This window comes from Bacillus sp. GMs2/2 (assembly GCF_050172095.1).
Classification (GTDB): domain Bacteria; phylum Bacillota; class Bacilli; order Bacillales; family Bacillaceae_G; genus Bacillus_A; species Bacillus_A cereus.
Window position 1 is genome coordinate 13,196 of the sequence record NZ_JBNLYE010000013.1, and the last position, 16,234, is coordinate 29,429.

Below are 16,234 nucleotides of genomic sequence, written 5' to 3' on the forward strand. Positions count from 1 at the left end.
TTATGCTAAAGGAGCTGTTTCTGTTATATGTTGAAGTTGATATAAATTGTAATAAAATCCTCTTTTTCGCATTAACTCTTCATGAGAACCAGTCTCTTTAATCTCACCGTCTTCAATGTAAATAATCGTATCAACATGTGTAATCGTCGCTAATCGATGTGCAATTATAATCGTTGTCCGGTCAGCAGCTAACGTCTGAAGCGCCTCTTGAATATACCTTTCATTTTCTAAATCTAATGCTGAAGTTGCTTCATCTAATATAAGTACCGACGGATTCTTTAGAAACACTCGTGCAATTGCCACGCGTTGTCTTTGCCCGCCTGATAGCTTCACACCACGTTCTCCAACGACAGTATTATAACCATCTGGTAAGTCTATAATAAAATCATGAATTTGCGCAGCTTTGGCAGCTGCAATCACTTCTTTCTCTGTAGCTTTCGGATTTCCATATAAAATATTAGCTCCAATTGTATCGCTAAACAATAAATTATCCTGCAGTACAATTCCAATATGACTACGCAAATTTCTCATATTGTACTTTCTTACATCTATGCCATCTACATAAACCGCGCCTTCAGAAACATCATAGAAACGCGGGATCAAACTAGCAAGAGATGACTTTCCTCCCCCACTCGCTCCTACAAGCGCTACTTTCTCTCCAGGCTGCATAGTTAATGACAAGTTGTGTAATATCTCTTTTTCATCTGCATTATAACGAAAAGAAACATTGTCAAATACAATTTCTCCATTTAATTTTTTCGTTTGTACCGCATTTGGTACATTAACAATATCGTATTTTTCATCTAACAGTTCAAACACACGGTCCATCGATGCAAAAGATTGTGTTAATGTTGTAGATGAATTAACAAGGCGGCGAAGCGGACTATATAAACTATCCATATATCCAACAAAAGCTACCATCGTTCCTAGCGTTAACTGCCCTTGAATTACTTCATATGCTGCAAAACCAATCACAAGTAACGGACCTAAATCGGTTAACGTATTTACTGCCGAAAATGTTCTTGCCGTCCAACTTGTATGGGTTAATGCTTTCGTTAAAAATTCATTATTTCTTTTTTCAAACTGCTTCCCCTCATACTCTTCTAACGCAAAGCTACGTGTCACTTGCATTCCTTGAATACGTTCATGCAAATACCCTTGCATCGTCGCTAACGCTTGTGAACGCTCTTTCGTCAATTTCCGAAGACGTCCGAAAAAATATTTCACTGCAATTACATAAATAGGTAAAATCAATAACGCAACAAATGTTAATTTTATATTCATAGAAAACATAACAATGATAGCAATAGCAATTGTTGCAGTATCTAACCAGACGTTCATCAAACCAGTAATTACAAAATCCTTCGTTTGTTCTACATCATGGATGACACGCGAAATAATCTCCCCTGTTTTTGTATTGGAGTAATACCGTAAACTTAACTTTTGTAAGTGACCGAAAATATGCTTCCGCAAATCATACAGTATTGTATTTGCGATACGTTGGGCGAAATATTGACGATAATATTCAATCGGTGGTCTTAATACCGCAAAAATAAAAAAAGCAATTCCAATCGCTGTTATTAATTGAGATGTTTTATCTTGAAGTGAGCCCGCGCCTTGAATTACATCATCGATAATATACTTTAATAACCACGGCATAATAAGTGGGATACCGAACTTAACTAGTCCAATAATAATTGTAATAGCAATAAGCCATCGATATGGTTTAACAAATTGTAAATATCTTTTTATGCCTTGCACATAATCCCCCCTCTAATAGGACAAACCTGCCGGGAAGCCCCCTGCAGGTTTGTTTTAATTTCTGTACATTAAATATCGTTCATACCACATATCTACGAAGTCTGGTGCAAATGGACCTTTTCTTTGATGAATCCACTGTGTTAAATGTGCTACATTTCGTTTTAAAATTGTATCAATAACAGGTGGATACTGCATAATTTGACTATGTTTTTCATACTCATCTTCATCTAGAAGCGTATATGTCATATCTGGATATACTTTAATATCTAAATCATAATCAATATACTTTAATGCTTCAGGATCATACGCAAAAGGTGAGCTTAAATTACAATAATAATATACGCCATCTTCCCTAAGCATCCCAATCACATTAAACCAATAGTTGGCATGAAAATAACAAATTGCTGGTTCACGAGTAATCCATGTTCGGCCATCCGATTCTGTAACTACTGTACGATCATTCGCTCCGATTACAAGACTCTGTGTCCCTTTTAAAATTGTTGTTTCTTCCCACATTCTATGAATGGAGCCATTATGTTTATAACTATGTATTTGTACTTTTTCTCCTTCTTTGGGAAATCCCATATATGCTCCCTTCTTTCAACTGCAAATGCCCTTTGAACGGCATTCACTTTTTTTCTATTATAACTTTTTTGTCGAAATTTTAAAACTAAAGGGATAAGACTCTATTTTTCAAACTGAATATGCAGGAGGTTTATCGTTGAATACTATGCCCCAACTCTTCTTAAGAGATAGGGATTGTACTGCATTATTTATAAGCGAGGACATGTAATAGAAAAAGCCCTTCTCTATTTCCATACAAAGAAGGACTTTTCACCTGAAGATAACAATATATCTTACCCTAAATTTGAAATCATTTTTTCAGTTGCAAAAGATTGAATTACACTATTCGTTTGTTCTTCAAATTTCTCATGTAACATCTTCAACGCTACTTCTGTTCTATATATTTCCTGACGGATAAAATGCAGTTCTTTTTTATCGCACGTATCTTTTTCATTCATTTCGATTTGTTGATACTTCTCTAGATGTGCTTGTAACTTTAACAACTCATCCATCGTTTCTAATTGCTCCCCTACCAACTTATCAAAATCGTTCATTACTTACCCCCTTTTGGACTTATTCATCAGTTATTATTCCTAATTACATAATTCTAATTGTTAACTTCCTTCTCCTTTGACTACATTTGTTGACTTATTAGAAGTTATGTCGTTCGCTTTCTTTTCATTACAACGATCCACGCAAAAAGAAAACACTTCTCCCGAATTAGAGAAGTGTTTTTCTTTCATTACTGATTTGAGCTAGAAGATTGTGATTGTTTTGCAGCTGACTTAGCATTTTGTTTTTTCACAGAATGCACGTCTGTTTCAGTTGCAAATTCTGTACCATAACTAGCGTTTGCACTTTGTGCACCAGAAGCTTGTGCTTTCTTTGCTTCTGATTGTGCGTTTGCTTGTTTTACAGCTTGTACATCTGTTTCAGTTGAAAACTCTGTACCATAACTAGCATTTGTACTTTGAATGCTAGCACCAGAAGTTGCTTTGTTATAACCTTGTTGTTTTTTACTCATCTTTCTCACCTCCACAATCAATAATGTAACCAATTCACTTAGAAGCTATCCGTAATTTTCTTTTTTAAAATTTCCGCATATAACTTTTGTTACTCATTCAAACTATAGAAAATGGAGGTGTAAATATGTATATAGGACGCGATATGACTGAACTAACGATGATTTCAAAAAATGAATGGAAAGAAGATGAATTAGCTTATTTTCATCACTCACTACAACAGGTTCTGCCTTATTTAAATGTAGAAGGGCAAAGTATTTACAAAGAAATTGTAGTAGAAATCGAATCAAGAGGCGGCTTACAAGAAGGTGAAGCTAGTTGGACTCATGGGACAAAAATTTCTTACGATTAAAAAAGTGTTCCCTAGATTGGGAACACTTTTTTATTTATTGCATTGTAATTTTCTCCACACAATTTTCATAAATAGTACGGTGTGATTTTGAGAAAGGTAATTGCTCAAATACCTCTTTTGATACAAATTTTAATGTATCTGTATCAACAATATTACCTGTTACTTTTCCGTAAAATACAAATATATCCCAAGTACGATGTGTAAACGTATGTTGTACATTCATTGCGTATTCATCAATAGAAACCTCGAGCTCAAATTTTTCTTTCATATAATCTATAAGCTGTTCCTTCTGATTTCGAATACTTTCTCCAAGTTCCACATTCGGAAACTCCCACATGTTAGCTAACAAACCTGTACTTGGACGTTTATTAATAACGTAACGACCGTCTTCAGTTTGAAGTACACCTGCAACAATAGGTACCATTTTAGGAGCTTTCGCTTTACTTTTTACTGGTAATTCTTTTTGAACACCTTCAGCATATCCTCTGCAATGTTCACGTACAGGACAAAGTAAGCATGCTGGATTTTTCGGAATACAAATTAGTGCACCTAATTCCATCAATCCCTGATTAAAATAAGATGGGTTTTCTACTGAAATAATTTCACGCACAATCTCTTCAAAAACTTTTCGAGTCTTTGGTTTTGCAATATCATCCCATACTGATAAAATACGAGATAATACACGCATAACATTTCCATCAACTGCCGGCTCTGGTATACCATATGCGATACTTAAAATAGCACCTTTTGTATATGGTCCCACTCCTTTTAACTTTTCAATTTTCTTTACATCACTTGGTACAACTCCGCCGTATACTTCTTTTACCTCTTTTACTGCCGCATGTAAATTACGTGCTCTAGAATAATATCCTAAACCTTCCCATGCTTTTAATACTTCTTCATCATCTGCATTCGCTAACGCTTCAAGTGTAGGAAACTTCCCCATAAAATTTGCGTAATATGGTTTTACAGCTTCTACTCTTGTTTGCTGTAACATAATTTCAGAAACCCAAACGCGGTATGGATCTTTATTCTTTCTCCATGGTAAGTCGCGCTGTTCTTCTTCAAACCAACCAATTAAATCATTTTGAAACTGCTCTATATTAAAATTGTTTAGTATTTCAAGTGTCAAACTTGATCCCCCTCATTTTTTTGCATATAAGTACTATTATAAAGATTTTAGGAAAAAATTTAAGTAAGATGATACAGGAAATAGAAGGCAAAGGACTTGAGGTATCGAATAAAAAGAGTTACATTAATAAAAAACGGAGGTGGATTTCTATGGACACAGCCACTCACCTTGTTATGGGTATCACTTTAGGTAGCTTAGCAACATTAGATCCAGCCATAGCACAAAGTGATATTGGCCCCCAAGCTGTTATGCTTGCTACAATTGCTGGTTCCAACATTCCTGACATTGACACAGTTTTAAAATTGCGTAATAACGCTAAATATATAAGAAATCATCGTGGGATTACTCATTCTATTCCTGCGGTAATTCTTTGGTCATTCCTTATAAGTGGCATCTCTTTCGCCTTCTTTTCAGACGCTCCATATCTTCATCTACTGCTTTGGTCATTTATTGCTGTCTTCCTTCACGTCTTTGTAGATATTTTCAATGCCTATGGTACACAAGCATTACGGCCTTTCACAAAAAAATGGGTCGCACTCGGCGTGATTAATACATTCGATACCGTAATTTTCTTTATCCATATACTTGCAATTGCTTGCATGCTCGTCGGTTCTCATAAGGGATATACAGCTTTAGCGGCATATATATTAATGATTGTTTACTATATCGGACGGATTATGATGCACAGAAATATAAGAAGCGTTGTACACAAACGTTTCAAAAATGTCGAAAAGATTATCATTTCTCCTTCTTACCGATTTTACCATTACCATTTAGCAATCGTTACGGCTGATTATTACTACGTTGCGAGATGGCACCGTGGTAACATCATGATATATGATAAGTTCGATCGGGTACCGTTCCCAGACAATAATATTATGCGAGCAGCTAAACAAGATGAAAACATCTCGGCCTTTCTATCTTTCTCTCCTGTATATCGCTGGGATATTTTTGATCATGACCATTATTATGAAGTACGATTCATTGATTTACGATATCGAAGTAAAGATTATTATCCATTTGTTGCAATCGTTCAGCTCGACCACAATTTAAATATTATTAGTTCCTATACAGGATGGATCTTTAGTGAAGAAAAGCTTCGAAAAAAACTGGAATTACTTCCACATTAAAAAAAGCGACTTAAGTCGCTTTTTTTAATGTTTCAAATGATCTTCTTGATTAATTAAATGACTATACTTCGGATTATTTGTACGCATTTCATGAAGGCGTACACCATGATTATTAATCCATGATCGTACCACTTGTTCTGTCATTTCATCGCCTTGATAACGACCTGATTTTGCATAAGTTGTTTGAAAATCTTCCCATAGTAACTCAACCCACGCACGAGCTTGTGCGTAAGAAAGCTTGTCATTCTTGTCTAATAATTCTTTCGTTAATGTTTCATAAATATCATTCATATTATAATCTCCTTTTACCTATTTATCCCTTCATTTCTAAAGGATAGTTTCTTCAATTTTGCACATTCTATAATTGATACTTCTTAAAGAGGTATCAACCGATAATGAGGAGGGCGTTCGTAATGGGTAAACAAGCCGAATTTTGGTCTGAGTCAAAAAACAACAGCAAAATCGACGGTCAACCGAAAGCGAAATCACGCTTCGCTTCGAAACGACCTAACGGCACAATTAACACGCACCCACAAGAACGTATGCGTGCTGCAAATCAGCAGGAAGAGTAATACAAATTAAATTAACTTCCTACACGAGGTGATAAAGATGAGCTACCGTGATCGCTTAGATAGTCGTTCTGAATTATTTAACCATACGTGGACTCGTCCAAAACATGCGAAAGCGCAAGTTAACGGACAGACGCAACAAACCCAGTCTCTCATTATATTGGCAAATGAATGTAAAAAACGCCAATTTTAGAATCTCCTATCTCCTTTAACGCCTACCAAAGATGAAAACCAGAGAGATATATGCTCTCTGGTTTTTATTTTTCTTGCAATAAGGAAATTGGTATGCCAATCTCTTCATTATCATTTTGCTTATATCCCCAAGCAAATACCCCATTGAAATACGTAATTTTAAATAATACACCAGGTTCTTCTACTAATTCATATGTTTCACCAATACGGAATTTGTTTATATCCGTCATATAAGCACGAGCCATTGCCATTTTTCTCATTAATACATCAAATTCATTGACAATCCCAAGCTGCTCAGCTTTTACTGCTTGCTCCTTTAAAGCGCCAATTTCTTCCCTTAGCTCATGCGGTGTCATTTCACTGTAGCGTTTTGGCATATTCATCTTATTCTCCTCATTCCTCTTCGCGTTTCATTTGCAAAAATATCTCGATTTCATCAATAGAGAATCCTTTTCGATATAACGCTTGTTTCATCTTGTTTTCAAATGTCCATCCATCATGCTTCTTATATTTCTCATAATATTTATTCCCATGATAGTGTAACGCTTCTTGTTGCTTTTCGTCATCTTTTTCGTCTTTCAATTCTTCCAAACAAATTTGAATTACTTCTCTAGAATATCCTTTTCGAACAAGCATCTCATCTAACTTTAGTTTCATTTGTAAAAAAGAATGTTTTTGATAAGATTTTTTCTTCTTCTCTATGAGAAACAAGGCATTCCCAATTTGCTTTTCCTTCGGATATTCTTGTAAACTATGTGTAATAATTAAATCCTGAACACCTTTATTTAATAACTCTCTTTTAATAACAGTTGGACCTTTTCGATTCACATTACTTTGCGTTCGCGTATATAAAACAGCATACTCTTTATCATTAATATATCGGTCATGTAATAATTTCGAAACGACTTCAGAGATGATGGCCTGTCCCACTTCTTTTTTTCGTAAAAAATCTTCTATTTCTTGTTTTGTTCTCATTTGATAGGATAAATAGGAGATTGCTTGCAAATATGCTTTTTGCACTTCTTCATTGTACAAAATATTTCCTAACTCGATTTCATCAATTTCTAAGCCTTTTTGTAATCCATGTTTTATTAAGATTACTTGATCCACACTAAATCCGTACTCTTCGCCTTGACCTTTATCAATATAAATATTAAATCGTTCTTTCGATCGTTTTTGTACTTCTATTTTTGTAATGACAGCCATACTCTCACCTCTCTATTATTTTAACATAGTCGAGGAACATTTTTTCTTTTCAAGAATATATATAATGAGGAGGAAATACTTGTGAAAATCGCAATTTCTGGTGGTACAGGCTTTATCGGTAAATCCCTTTCTACTTTTTTTATTCAAAAAGGATATACTGTTTACATTCTCACACGAAAAAAAACTACTGAAACTTCCGATCCTAACCTTCAGTATGTTCAATGGACACCAGATTTACAAACCTTCCCCCTCTCTTCTATTGATGTAGTTATTAATCTAGCCGGAGAGTCTATTAATAGTAGATGGACAAAGCAACAAAAGAAAGCCATTTTAAACAGTAGAATTCAAACAACAAAAGGACTCATTAAACAATTGCAGGGACTCCATACAAAGCCACACACATTTATTAACGCAAGTGCTATTGGATACTATGGAACGTCTGAAATAGAGTCTTTTACAGAACAGCATGAGACTCCTGGAAATGACTTTTTAGCAAATACAGTATATTCATGGGAACAAGAAGCATCTAAAGCGCGTTCTCTCGGAATACGAACAATCTACGCAAGATTTGGAGTTGTATTAGGTGCAAATGAAGGAGCTCTTCCAAAAATGCTACTTCCCTATCAATTCTATATCGGCGGCACCATTGGTTCTGGGAAGCAATGGTTATCATGGATTCATATAGACGATGTCGTTCGTATGATGGATTTCATTATACACAAAAAAGAAATTGATGGTCCTCTTAATATGACAGCACCAACACCTATAAGAATGAAGGAATTTGGAGAAACCATTGCAACTATAATGAAAAAGCCTCATTGGTTGCCTGTACCTTCTTTTATCATTCAAACTTTATTAGGTGAAATGAGCATACTTGTACTAGAAGGGCAACGTGTATTACCCATTAAAGCAATTGAACATGGATACCAATACACATTTCCAGAAATAGACCATGCATTACAAAATATACTTTCGCATACAATGTAGTACTTCTAAAACACAATTTTACATGGGCTCTTTCAAAACTTTCATTTTCTAGGATCCGAAGCATTACCATACAAATAACCTTTCAGTTACTTTCCCTTAACTTCCATTAGCATTATAAAGTAACAGAAATGAGGTACCTATGAAAATATTGCTCAAACAAGCCATTGTATACCCTATTACATCTCAAAAGTTTCAAGGAGATGTACTCGTTACAGGAGAGCGAATTACCGAGGTCAAACCTTTTATTCCACCTACTCAAGATATGACCGTTATAGATGCACGAGCACTCCATCTCTTACCTGGCTTTATTGATGTCCATACTCACCTTGGTCTCTATGATGAAGGTACTGGTTGGGCTGGAAATGATGCCAATGAAACATCTGAAGTTTCAACACCACATATTCGTTCTTTAGATGGAATCCATCCTTTCGATATTGCCTTTCAAGACGCTGTACAAAACGGAATTACAACCGTTCACGTTATGCCTGGCAGTCAAAATATTATCGGGGGTACTACTTGTGTAATAAAAACAGCTGGAACTTGTATTGATCATATGATTATTCAAGAACCTGCTGGTTTAAAGATTGCCTTTGGAGAAAATCCTAAAAAAGTCCATAGTAATGGAACAAAAGAATCCATTACACGTATGGGGATTATGGGGTTACTTCGGGAATCATTCTATGAAGCACAACACTACGGGCACGAAGCTGATTTTCGAATGCTTCCTATTTTAAAAGCACTACGTCGTGAAATACCCGTACGTATCCACGCTCACCGAGCAGATGATATTAGTTCTGCTCTACGCTTTGCAACAGAATTCAATCTCGATTTACGCATTGAACATTGCACAGAAGGACACTTTATTGTTGAAGAACTTTCAAAACACAATTTGAAGGTTTCAGTTGGTCCCACTCTGACACGCCGTTCTAAAATCGAACTAAAAAACAAAACATGGGATACTTACCATATATTATCAAAAAATGGTGTGGAAGTTTCTATCACAACAGATCATCCTTATACACCCATTCAATATTTAAATGTTTGCGCTGCTGTTGCAGTAAGAGAAGGGTTAGACGAGAAAACAGCACTAGAAGGAATCACCATATTCCCAGCACGAAATTTGCGTTTAGAGGATAGAATTGGAAGCATCGAGGTTGGAAAAGACGCCGATCTCGTGCTATGGACTCATCATCCTTTCCATTATTTAGCCAAGCCTGTACTAACTATGATTGATGGAAAAATAATTTACAAAAAAAATAAAAAAAACTAGTTTATTTTTTTGACTAGATAAAGTATTATACGATTATAAACTGAATGAAACCATAATCAATTTGTGTCGTGATTATCATTTTCAAATTGATGAATGGGGAAGGCAAATGGTGCGCCACCAGCGTTAGAAACTGGTTCTAGTGGGTTCGATTCCCACCCCGAAATTTTTTAAAGATTGATATAAAAATTTCGAGGGTGGGGTGTTTTTTCGTCATGCTACCCTCGTGTGAGGAGGAGTTAGTATGTTGAAAAAACGCGACTTACACGACAGCCACGTTCTATACGAGTTAATGGTGGATCCAGCTGTCTTCCCTTTTGTGCGTCAAAAGGCTTATTCTTATGAAGAATATTTATTCTTAACGAAACAAACGATTGAAGCTGAAGAGCGTGGTGAATTAATTTCACGCACAATTTTAGATGAATGGGGTAACCCTATCGGAACAATTACTTTATTTGATGTGCAAGAAAAAGCTGGATTTCTCGGGACATGGCTTGGCAAACCATATCATGGAAAAGGCTATAACAAATTGGCAAAAGATTCATTTTTTAGTGAACTTTTCTATGAATTAGATATTGAAACAATTTTCATGCGTATTCGTAAAATAAATATTCGTTCTATTAAAGCTGCAGAAAAACTGCAATATGTGAATCTAGCAAACGAAACAAGAAAAGCCGTATATGATGAAATTAACGCAAACGAAGAAGTGTATAACTTATATGAAATTCCAAAAGATCAATACACACTTGCTACAATGCGAGATACAACCTTCCAAGATGCTCATCAATTAAAAGAAGCGTAATCTAAATTTTCTGAAATGATAATCAATCGTTAACATTTTCCATATGCGTATATCCCCTCATGTCTTTGGAAACGATAAATAGTAACTTTAAGACACGAGGTGATTTGTAATGGATAAAAAGAAACGTGATAAAGCAAAAAACACATTATCTAGTACACAAGAAGTTCTCTATCAACGCGAATTTCAAAAAGCAGATCGTGCAGCAGGATATCGCTCGAAAAGCATTTAAAGTGAAAATGAATAATTAGAAGTTTCCCCCCTAATTATTCATTTTCATTACATAATTTTCTCGACTGATAGAAGTAAGCAAAAAAGCCCCTTATACATAAGGGACTTTTTTGCTGTGGACAACTTTATCCACAAAACTGATGAAATTGTTAGTAATTTTCAAAAACATTTAATATTTTTCTATATTAAAGCATATATCAGCTGTTTTAATTGTGGATATTTTTCTAAAAATTGTGGACAATGTGGATATAGTTGTTAATATTCCGACTTTACCGTTTAATGAAAGCGCAATCGTTTTGTGGATAACTCACTAAATTTTCTTTAAAAATAATAAAGAACCCTCTTTACATATACAAAGAGGGTTTCATATTAAGTAAAAGATTGTGCAAGAGCAGGTGATTTAATAGGTATATGACGCGGTTCTGCATGATTTTCCGCCAAAATTGCATCTACAATATGGCCAGCTGGCTCTGGAAGATAGATGCTTTTCATTGCTTCTTTCATTTGAAGAAGCTTCACATCATCTTGTAATAATGCCTCTGTTTTTGCAAAAACCTCACTATCATCGCGAATGACAACTGCTGCTCCCTTTCTTTCAAAGTACATCGCATTTTCATTTTCTTGTCCTGGAACAGGCTTATATAAAATGACAGGTACTTGCAACGCTGCTGCTTCACTTAATGTTATTCCGCCTGGCTTCGTAATCATACAAGAAGTAACACGGAATAATTCATCAATATTTTCAACATACCCAAACACTTTTAATGCATCGGAATTTTGCTTCTGTAAACTTAATAAATCCTGTTTTAAAGCTTCATTTTTCCCACAAACGACAACTACTTGTAAATTAGGCACTGACATAAATGATTGGCATAGTTCTTTTACATTTCCTAATACCCCATGAGCACCTGCTACAATTAGTAAAATCTTTTTATTCTTACATAACTGATATTTATTATATATGATTTCTGGATTTACCTTTAACTCAAAACTACTCCGAATTGGAATTCCTGTTTCAACAATTTGTTCCGCAGGTACACCGATATCAACCATCAATTCTTTCACATGATCCGTTGCAACAAAATAACGATCTACTTCTCGATGAATCCATATTTTGTGCACGCAAAAATCCGTTAATACGTTATAGACAGGAATTGAAATACCTGTTTGTTTCTTTAATTCTGGTACAGCGATAATTGGAAATGTATTAATTACAATATCTGGTTTCTCCACCTGTAAAAGTGTTTTCAAACGTTTCCTTCCAAAGTTCGCATACCAAGATGCTATTTTCTTATCATAAATTTTTTCTACCCCGTAATAAAACAAACGATATAATTCTTTTCCTATTGTATAACTTTTTAAATATAGATATTTTGTAATGTCAGTTATAAATGGATGTGATTCTCCAAACAAGTCGCATACAATGACATCTTCAATTCCTTTTTGGCGAAATGTTTGTTCTAATGTTTTTGCTACTTGCACATGACCATTACCGTAATGTGCAGTTAATATTAAAACCTTGGGGTTTTTTATCAAACAAATCCACTCCTAGCTTTTTGTTTCTCCATATTGCATATACGACAATAGGAAAAACATTTTCCTTAAAAATTACATAAACAGATTTTAATAATTCCCTTTCAGCTATGTACCTGTCGTGGATATGCAAAGCATATAAGATTGACCCCTTAATCCTATCTGTGCTCATATCTTTACATTATACTTTCCTATAAGAGCTTTCGCAATAACTTACAAATGTTCTCTATTCCATGATACTCACTCTTTTACTTCTTAATTCTTTTTACTATTTTGATTTCCCTTTACAATTATGTAAATTTCTCCATTTATTCCGTACAAAATTATGGATATTCTATTTTCAGTATACTCTTTTATCAATATATACTCTAGATTTTATTGTAAAGAAAGCAAAAAGCCTAATCCAATATTTGGATTAGACCGCTTGTAAAATATATTTAGCATGTTCTACATTTTTCTCAGTAGGTGGTTCTACATTTGCGAGTGGATACTTGTGTCCAAGCGCCTCCCATTTATATACACCAAGCTTATGATATGGTAACACTTCAACTTTTTGAACATTAGACAGACTTTGAATAAAGCTAGATAGTTTTTGTAGATCCTCTTCATTATCCGTAACACCAGGAACTAATACGTGTCGTACCCAAATCGGTTTATTCTTATCCGATAAATAACGAGCAAATTGTAAAATATGTTCATTTGGTTTCCCTGTTAATTTACGATGCTTTTTGGAATCGATATGTTTCAGATCCAATAAAACTAAATCTGTATAATCCATTAAAATATCTAGCTTATTTTGGAATTCTGGTTCCTCAGAATAACAACCACCAGAAGAGTCGATTGTTGTATGGATACCAGCCTCTTTACACTTTTTAAACAACTCAATTAAAAAGTCTAGCTGTAATAATGGCTCTCCACCGCTAACTGTTATACCGCCTCCGGAAGCTTCAATAAATGGAAGGTAACATGTCACATCCTGCATCACTTCTTCAACTGTTATTTCTTTACCTTTACCGATTTCCCACGTATCAGCATTATGACAATATTGACAACGTAATAAACACCCTTGTGTAAATATGACATAACGAATCCCTGGGCCATCAACAGTACCACAAGACTCTACAGAATGTATTCTTCCTTTTACCATGTTACTTCCTCCTTTATTGAAACAGCCTCCCTTCGCTATATATTAAGAGCGAAGGGACACTTTTTTTCATTTACATGCTTTCATGCATTGTACGGTTAATTACATCAATTTGTTGTTCACGAGTTAATTTAATAAAGTTTACAGCGTAACCAGATACGCGAATTGTTAATTGTGGATATTTCTCAGGATGTTCCATTGCATCCATTAATGTTTCACGGTTAAATACGTTAATATTTAAGTGGTGGCCTTCTTTTACTGCATAGCCATCAAGCATTGATACTAAGTTACGTACTTGTACATCATCTTCTTTACCAAGTGCTTTCGGAATAATAGAGAATGTATTAGAAATACCATCTTGTGCATCTTCATATGGTAATTTAGCCACAGATAATAATGAAGCTAATGCACCTTTTGTATCACGTCCATGCATTGGGTTCGCACCTGGTGCAAATGGTTCTCCAGTACGGCGGCCATCTGGAGTATTACCAGTTTTCTTACCGTATACAACGTTAGATGTGATTGTTAAGATTGACATTGTATGAACAGAATTTCTGTATGTTTTATGTTTACGAAGTTTATTCATAAATGTTTTTACAAGATTTACAGCAATCTCATCTACACGATCATCATTGTTACCGTATTTAGGGAAATCTCCTTCAATCTCGAAGTCAACTGCAATACCATTTTCATCACGAATTGGTTTTACTTTTGCGTATTTAATTGCACTTAATGAATCTGCTACTACAGATAGACCAGCAATACCTGTTGCCATTGTACGAAGAACGTTTGTATCATGAAGTGCCATTTCAATACGTTCATAGCTATATTTATCATGCATGTAATGGATAACATTTAATGTGTTTAAATATAGACCCGCCAACCATTCCATTGTCATATCAAACTTATGCATAACTTCTTCATAATTTAATACTTCAGAAGTAATTGGTGCGTACTCAGGACCAACTTGTGCTTTAGATTTTTCATCTTTACCACCGTTAATCGCATATAATAATGCTTTCGCTAAGTTTGCACGAGCTCCGAAGAACTGCATTTGTTTACCGATTCTCATTGCAGATACGCAACATGCAATACCGTAATCATCGCCGTATTCAGGGCGCATAATATCATCATTTTCATATTGAATTGCTGATGTTTTAATAGACATTTTCGCACAGTAGTTTTTAAAGTTCTCTGGTAATTGTTTAGACCAAAGAACAGTTAAGTTTGGTTCTGGAGCTGGTCCTAAATTATCTAATGTATGCAAGAAACGGAATGAGTTCTTTGTTACTAATGGACGACCATCTAATGCCATACCACCGATAGATTCAGTTACCCAAGTTGGGTCACCAGAGAATAATTCATTATAATCAGGTGTTCTTGCGAATTTCACAAGACGTAATTTCATAATGAAGTGATCTACAATTTCTTGTACTTCTTCTTCTGTTAAAGTACCATTTGCTAAATCTCTTTCAATGTAAATATCTAAAAATGTAGAAGTACGTCCAAGACTCATTGCAGCCCCGTTTTGCTCTTTAATCGCTGCAAGGTATGCGAAGTATAACCATTGGAATGCTTCTTGCGTGTTTGTTGCTGGCTTAGAAATATCGAAGCCATGAGAAGCGGCCATTTCTTTTAACTCTTGAAGTGCACGCATTTGCTCAGATAACTCTTCGCGTAAACGCATTGTATCTTCGCTCATTACACCGCCAGTTAAATTTAAATCAGCTTTTTTCGCTTCAATTAAATGATCAATACCATATAACGCTACTCGGCGATAGTCACCGATAATACGTCCACGTCCGTATGCATCTGGAAGACCCGTAATAACACCTGATTTACGTGCATTTCTCATTTCTGGTGTGTATGCATCAAATACACCTTGGTTATGAGTTTTTCTCCAATCTCTAAAAATACGACTAAGTTCTTTATCCATTTCGTATCCATAAGATTCACAAGCTTGTTCTGCCATACGAATACCACCATATGGTTGTAAAGAACGTTTAAATGGTTTATCAGTTTGGAAACCGACTACTTTTTCAATATCTTTATTTAAGTATCCAGGGGCATGTGATGTAATAGAAGAAACAATTTTTGTATCCATATCAAGAACGCCACCGTTTTCACGTTCTTTCGTTGTTAAATCCATTACTTGATCCCAAAGTTGTTTCGTTGCTTCAGTTGCTTCTGCTAAGAAAGATTCGTCTCCTTCGAAAACGTTTACATTATTTAAAATGAAATCGCGAACATCAATCTCTGCTTTCCATTTTTCACCTTTAAAGTTTTCCCATGCGTTTTTAACATTTTCTAATACTTGAGTCATCCTAATCTCCTCCATTTTTGAT

Annotated in this window: 19 protein-coding genes; 8 read left to right on the forward strand and 11 right to left on the reverse strand. The window is 35.0% G+C overall.

What is annotated here, in order from left to right:
- The 4 genes from ACQGS6_RS04030 to ACQGS6_RS04045 all read right to left on the reverse strand — a co-directional run bounded on the left by ACQGS6_RS04030 (position 1) and on the right by ACQGS6_RS04045 (position 3,349).
- Positions 1 to 1,761, reverse strand: a complete 1,761-nt coding sequence (locus ACQGS6_RS04030) for an ABC transporter ATP-binding protein (RefSeq protein WP_001161595.1) — start codon at positions 1,759 to 1,761, stop codon at positions 1 to 3.
- Positions 1,762 to 1,815: 54 nt separating this feature from the next.
- A complete protein-coding gene (gene ntdP / locus ACQGS6_RS04035; RefSeq protein WP_000506624.1) occupies positions 1,816 to 2,346 on the reverse strand; it encodes a nucleoside tri-diphosphate phosphatase in 531 nt (176 codons plus the stop codon).
- Positions 2,347 to 2,618: 272 nt separating this feature from the next.
- On the reverse strand, positions 2,619 to 2,879 hold the full coding sequence (locus ACQGS6_RS04040; RefSeq protein WP_000997575.1) for a YgaB family protein: 261 nt from the start codon (positions 2,877 to 2,879) through the stop codon (positions 2,619 to 2,621).
- A gap of 188 nt (positions 2,880 to 3,067) precedes the next feature.
- Positions 3,068 to 3,349 carry a gamma-type small acid-soluble spore protein gene (locus tag ACQGS6_RS04045; RefSeq protein WP_000039046.1) on the reverse strand — a complete coding sequence of 94 codons (282 nt, stop codon included), beginning with the start codon at positions 3,347 to 3,349 and terminating at the stop codon, positions 3,068 to 3,070.
- Between the two features lie 125 nt (positions 3,350 to 3,474).
- On the opposite strand from ACQGS6_RS04045, the gene ACQGS6_RS04050 reads away from it, so the two are divergent.
- Positions 3,475 to 3,699 carry a hypothetical protein gene (locus tag ACQGS6_RS04050; RefSeq protein WP_000275436.1) on the forward strand — a complete coding sequence of 75 codons (225 nt, stop codon included), beginning with the start codon at positions 3,475 to 3,477 and terminating at the stop codon, positions 3,697 to 3,699.
- A gap of 34 nt (positions 3,700 to 3,733) precedes the next feature.
- On the opposite strand, the gene mutY is transcribed toward ACQGS6_RS04050, so the two are convergent.
- A complete protein-coding gene (mutY, locus tag ACQGS6_RS04055; protein ID WP_000171395.1) occupies positions 3,734 to 4,831 on the reverse strand; it encodes an A/G-specific adenine glycosylase in 1,098 nt (365 codons plus the stop codon).
- A 149-nt stretch (positions 4,832 to 4,980) separates the two neighbouring features.
- Between mutY and ACQGS6_RS04060 the strand changes: the two genes are divergently transcribed.
- Positions 4,981 to 5,961 carry a metal-dependent hydrolase gene (locus ACQGS6_RS04060; RefSeq protein WP_000379106.1) on the forward strand — a complete coding sequence of 327 codons (981 nt, stop codon included), beginning with the start codon at positions 4,981 to 4,983 and terminating at the stop codon, positions 5,959 to 5,961.
- Between the two features lie 24 nt (positions 5,962 to 5,985).
- Here the strand turns inward: ACQGS6_RS04060 and ACQGS6_RS04065 are convergent, their stop codons facing one another.
- The gene (locus ACQGS6_RS04065) at positions 5,986 to 6,252 is read right to left on the reverse strand and encodes a YfhJ family protein (RefSeq protein WP_000998166.1); all 267 of its coding nucleotides are present in this window, start codon (positions 6,250 to 6,252) and stop codon (positions 5,986 to 5,988) included.
- Positions 6,253 to 6,374: 122 nt separating this feature from the next.
- Here ACQGS6_RS04065 and ACQGS6_RS04070 point away from each other — a divergent pair, with 122 nt between their 5' ends.
- Both ACQGS6_RS04070 and ACQGS6_RS04075 read left to right on the forward strand, forming a co-directional pair.
- Positions 6,375 to 6,533, forward strand: a complete 159-nt coding sequence (locus tag ACQGS6_RS04070) for a small, acid-soluble spore protein K (RefSeq protein WP_000517891.1) — start codon at positions 6,375 to 6,377, stop codon at positions 6,531 to 6,533.
- A gap of 37 nt (positions 6,534 to 6,570) precedes the next feature.
- Complete coding sequence (locus ACQGS6_RS04075; protein ID WP_000122093.1) at positions 6,571 to 6,723, forward strand: YpzG family protein; 153 nt, start codon at positions 6,571 to 6,573, stop codon at positions 6,721 to 6,723.
- A 64-nt stretch (positions 6,724 to 6,787) separates the two neighbouring features.
- Here the strand turns inward: ACQGS6_RS04075 and ACQGS6_RS04080 are convergent, their stop codons facing one another.
- On the reverse strand, positions 6,788 to 7,105 hold the full coding sequence (locus ACQGS6_RS04080) for a YfhH family protein (RefSeq protein ID WP_001057024.1): 318 nt from the start codon (positions 7,103 to 7,105) through the stop codon (positions 6,788 to 6,790).
- A 10-nt stretch (positions 7,106 to 7,115) separates the two neighbouring features.
- Complete coding sequence (gene recX / locus ACQGS6_RS04085) at positions 7,116 to 7,928, reverse strand: recombination regulator RecX (protein ID WP_000268504.1); 813 nt, start codon at positions 7,926 to 7,928, stop codon at positions 7,116 to 7,118.
- 81 nt (positions 7,929 to 8,009) lie between these two features.
- Between recX and ACQGS6_RS04090 the strand changes: the two genes are divergently transcribed.
- The 4 genes from ACQGS6_RS04090 (at position 8,010) to ACQGS6_RS04105 (ending at position 11,213) form a co-directional block, all read left to right on the forward strand.
- Positions 8,010 to 8,915, forward strand: coding sequence for a TIGR01777 family oxidoreductase (locus tag ACQGS6_RS04090; protein ID WP_000684380.1), 906 nt, complete (start codon positions 8,010 to 8,012; stop codon positions 8,913 to 8,915).
- Between the two features lie 139 nt (positions 8,916 to 9,054).
- Entirely contained in the window at positions 9,055 to 10,185 is a 1,131-nt protein-coding gene (locus ACQGS6_RS04095) for an amidohydrolase (RefSeq protein WP_000698314.1), read from the forward strand.
- Between the two features lie 241 nt (positions 10,186 to 10,426).
- On the forward strand, positions 10,427 to 10,984 hold the full coding sequence (locus ACQGS6_RS04100) for a GNAT family N-acetyltransferase (RefSeq protein WP_000914737.1): 558 nt from the start codon (positions 10,427 to 10,429) through the stop codon (positions 10,982 to 10,984).
- Between the two features lie 109 nt (positions 10,985 to 11,093).
- A complete protein-coding gene (locus ACQGS6_RS04105; RefSeq protein WP_000358482.1) occupies positions 11,094 to 11,213 on the forward strand; it encodes a YfhE family protein in 120 nt (39 codons plus the stop codon).
- Between the two features lie 368 nt (positions 11,214 to 11,581).
- Here the strand turns inward: ACQGS6_RS04105 and ACQGS6_RS04110 are convergent, their stop codons facing one another.
- The 3 genes from ACQGS6_RS04110 to pflB all read right to left on the reverse strand — a co-directional run bounded on the left by ACQGS6_RS04110 (position 11,582) and on the right by pflB (position 16,212).
- Entirely contained in the window at positions 11,582 to 12,748 is a 1,167-nt protein-coding gene (locus ACQGS6_RS04110; RefSeq protein WP_000594688.1) for a diglucosyl diacylglycerol synthase, read from the reverse strand.
- 412 nt (positions 12,749 to 13,160) lie between these two features.
- Complete coding sequence (gene pflA, locus ACQGS6_RS04115) at positions 13,161 to 13,892, reverse strand: pyruvate formate-lyase-activating protein (RefSeq protein WP_000238467.1); 732 nt, start codon at positions 13,890 to 13,892, stop codon at positions 13,161 to 13,163.
- Positions 13,893 to 13,962: 70 nt separating this feature from the next.
- A complete protein-coding gene (gene pflB, locus ACQGS6_RS04120; protein WP_000195464.1) occupies positions 13,963 to 16,212 on the reverse strand; it encodes a formate C-acetyltransferase in 2,250 nt (749 codons plus the stop codon).
- Positions 16,213 to 16,234 lie beyond the last annotated feature (22 nt).

Bases quoted from the DNA above. Each gene is read 5' to 3' on its own strand.
- ACQGS6_RS04080 (WP_001057024.1), bottom strand. From the start codon at position 7,105: ATGAATATGCCAAAACGCTACAGTGAAATGACACCGCATGAGCTAAGG.
- pflB (WP_000195464.1), bottom strand. From the start codon at position 16,212: ATGACTCAAGTATTAGAAAATGTTAAAAACGCATGGGAAAACTTTAAA.
- ACQGS6_RS04065 (WP_000998166.1), bottom strand. From the start codon at position 6,252: ATGAATGATATTTATGAAACATTAACGAAAGAATTATTAGACAAGAAT.
- ntdP (WP_000506624.1), bottom strand. From the start codon at position 2,346: ATGGGATTTCCCAAAGAAGGAGAAAAAGTACAAATACATAGTTATAAA.
- ACQGS6_RS04040 (WP_000997575.1), bottom strand. From the start codon at position 2,879: ATGAACGATTTTGATAAGTTGGTAGGGGAGCAATTAGAAACGATGGAT.
- ACQGS6_RS04070 (WP_000517891.1), top strand. From the start codon at position 6,375: ATGGGTAAACAAGCCGAATTTTGGTCTGAGTCAAAAAACAACAGCAAA.
- ACQGS6_RS04105 (WP_000358482.1), top strand. From the start codon at position 11,094: ATGGATAAAAAGAAACGTGATAAAGCAAAAAACACATTATCTAGTACA.
- ACQGS6_RS04075 (WP_000122093.1), top strand. From the start codon at position 6,571: ATGAGCTACCGTGATCGCTTAGATAGTCGTTCTGAATTATTTAACCAT.
- ACQGS6_RS04095 (WP_000698314.1), top strand. From the start codon at position 9,055: ATGAAAATATTGCTCAAACAAGCCATTGTATACCCTATTACATCTCAA.
- ACQGS6_RS04060 (WP_000379106.1), top strand. From the start codon at position 4,981: ATGGACACAGCCACTCACCTTGTTATGGGTATCACTTTAGGTAGCTTA.
- ACQGS6_RS04045 (WP_000039046.1), bottom strand. From the start codon at position 3,349: ATGAGTAAAAAACAACAAGGTTATAACAAAGCAACTTCTGGTGCTAGC.
- ACQGS6_RS04050 (WP_000275436.1), top strand. From the start codon at position 3,475: ATGTATATAGGACGCGATATGACTGAACTAACGATGATTTCAAAAAAT.
- ACQGS6_RS04100 (WP_000914737.1), top strand. From the start codon at position 10,427: ATGTTGAAAAAACGCGACTTACACGACAGCCACGTTCTATACGAGTTA.
- pflA (WP_000238467.1), bottom strand. From the start codon at position 13,892: ATGGTAAAAGGAAGAATACATTCTGTAGAGTCTTGTGGTACTGTTGAT.
- recX (WP_000268504.1), bottom strand. From the start codon at position 7,928: ATGGCTGTCATTACAAAAATAGAAGTACAAAAACGATCGAAAGAACGA.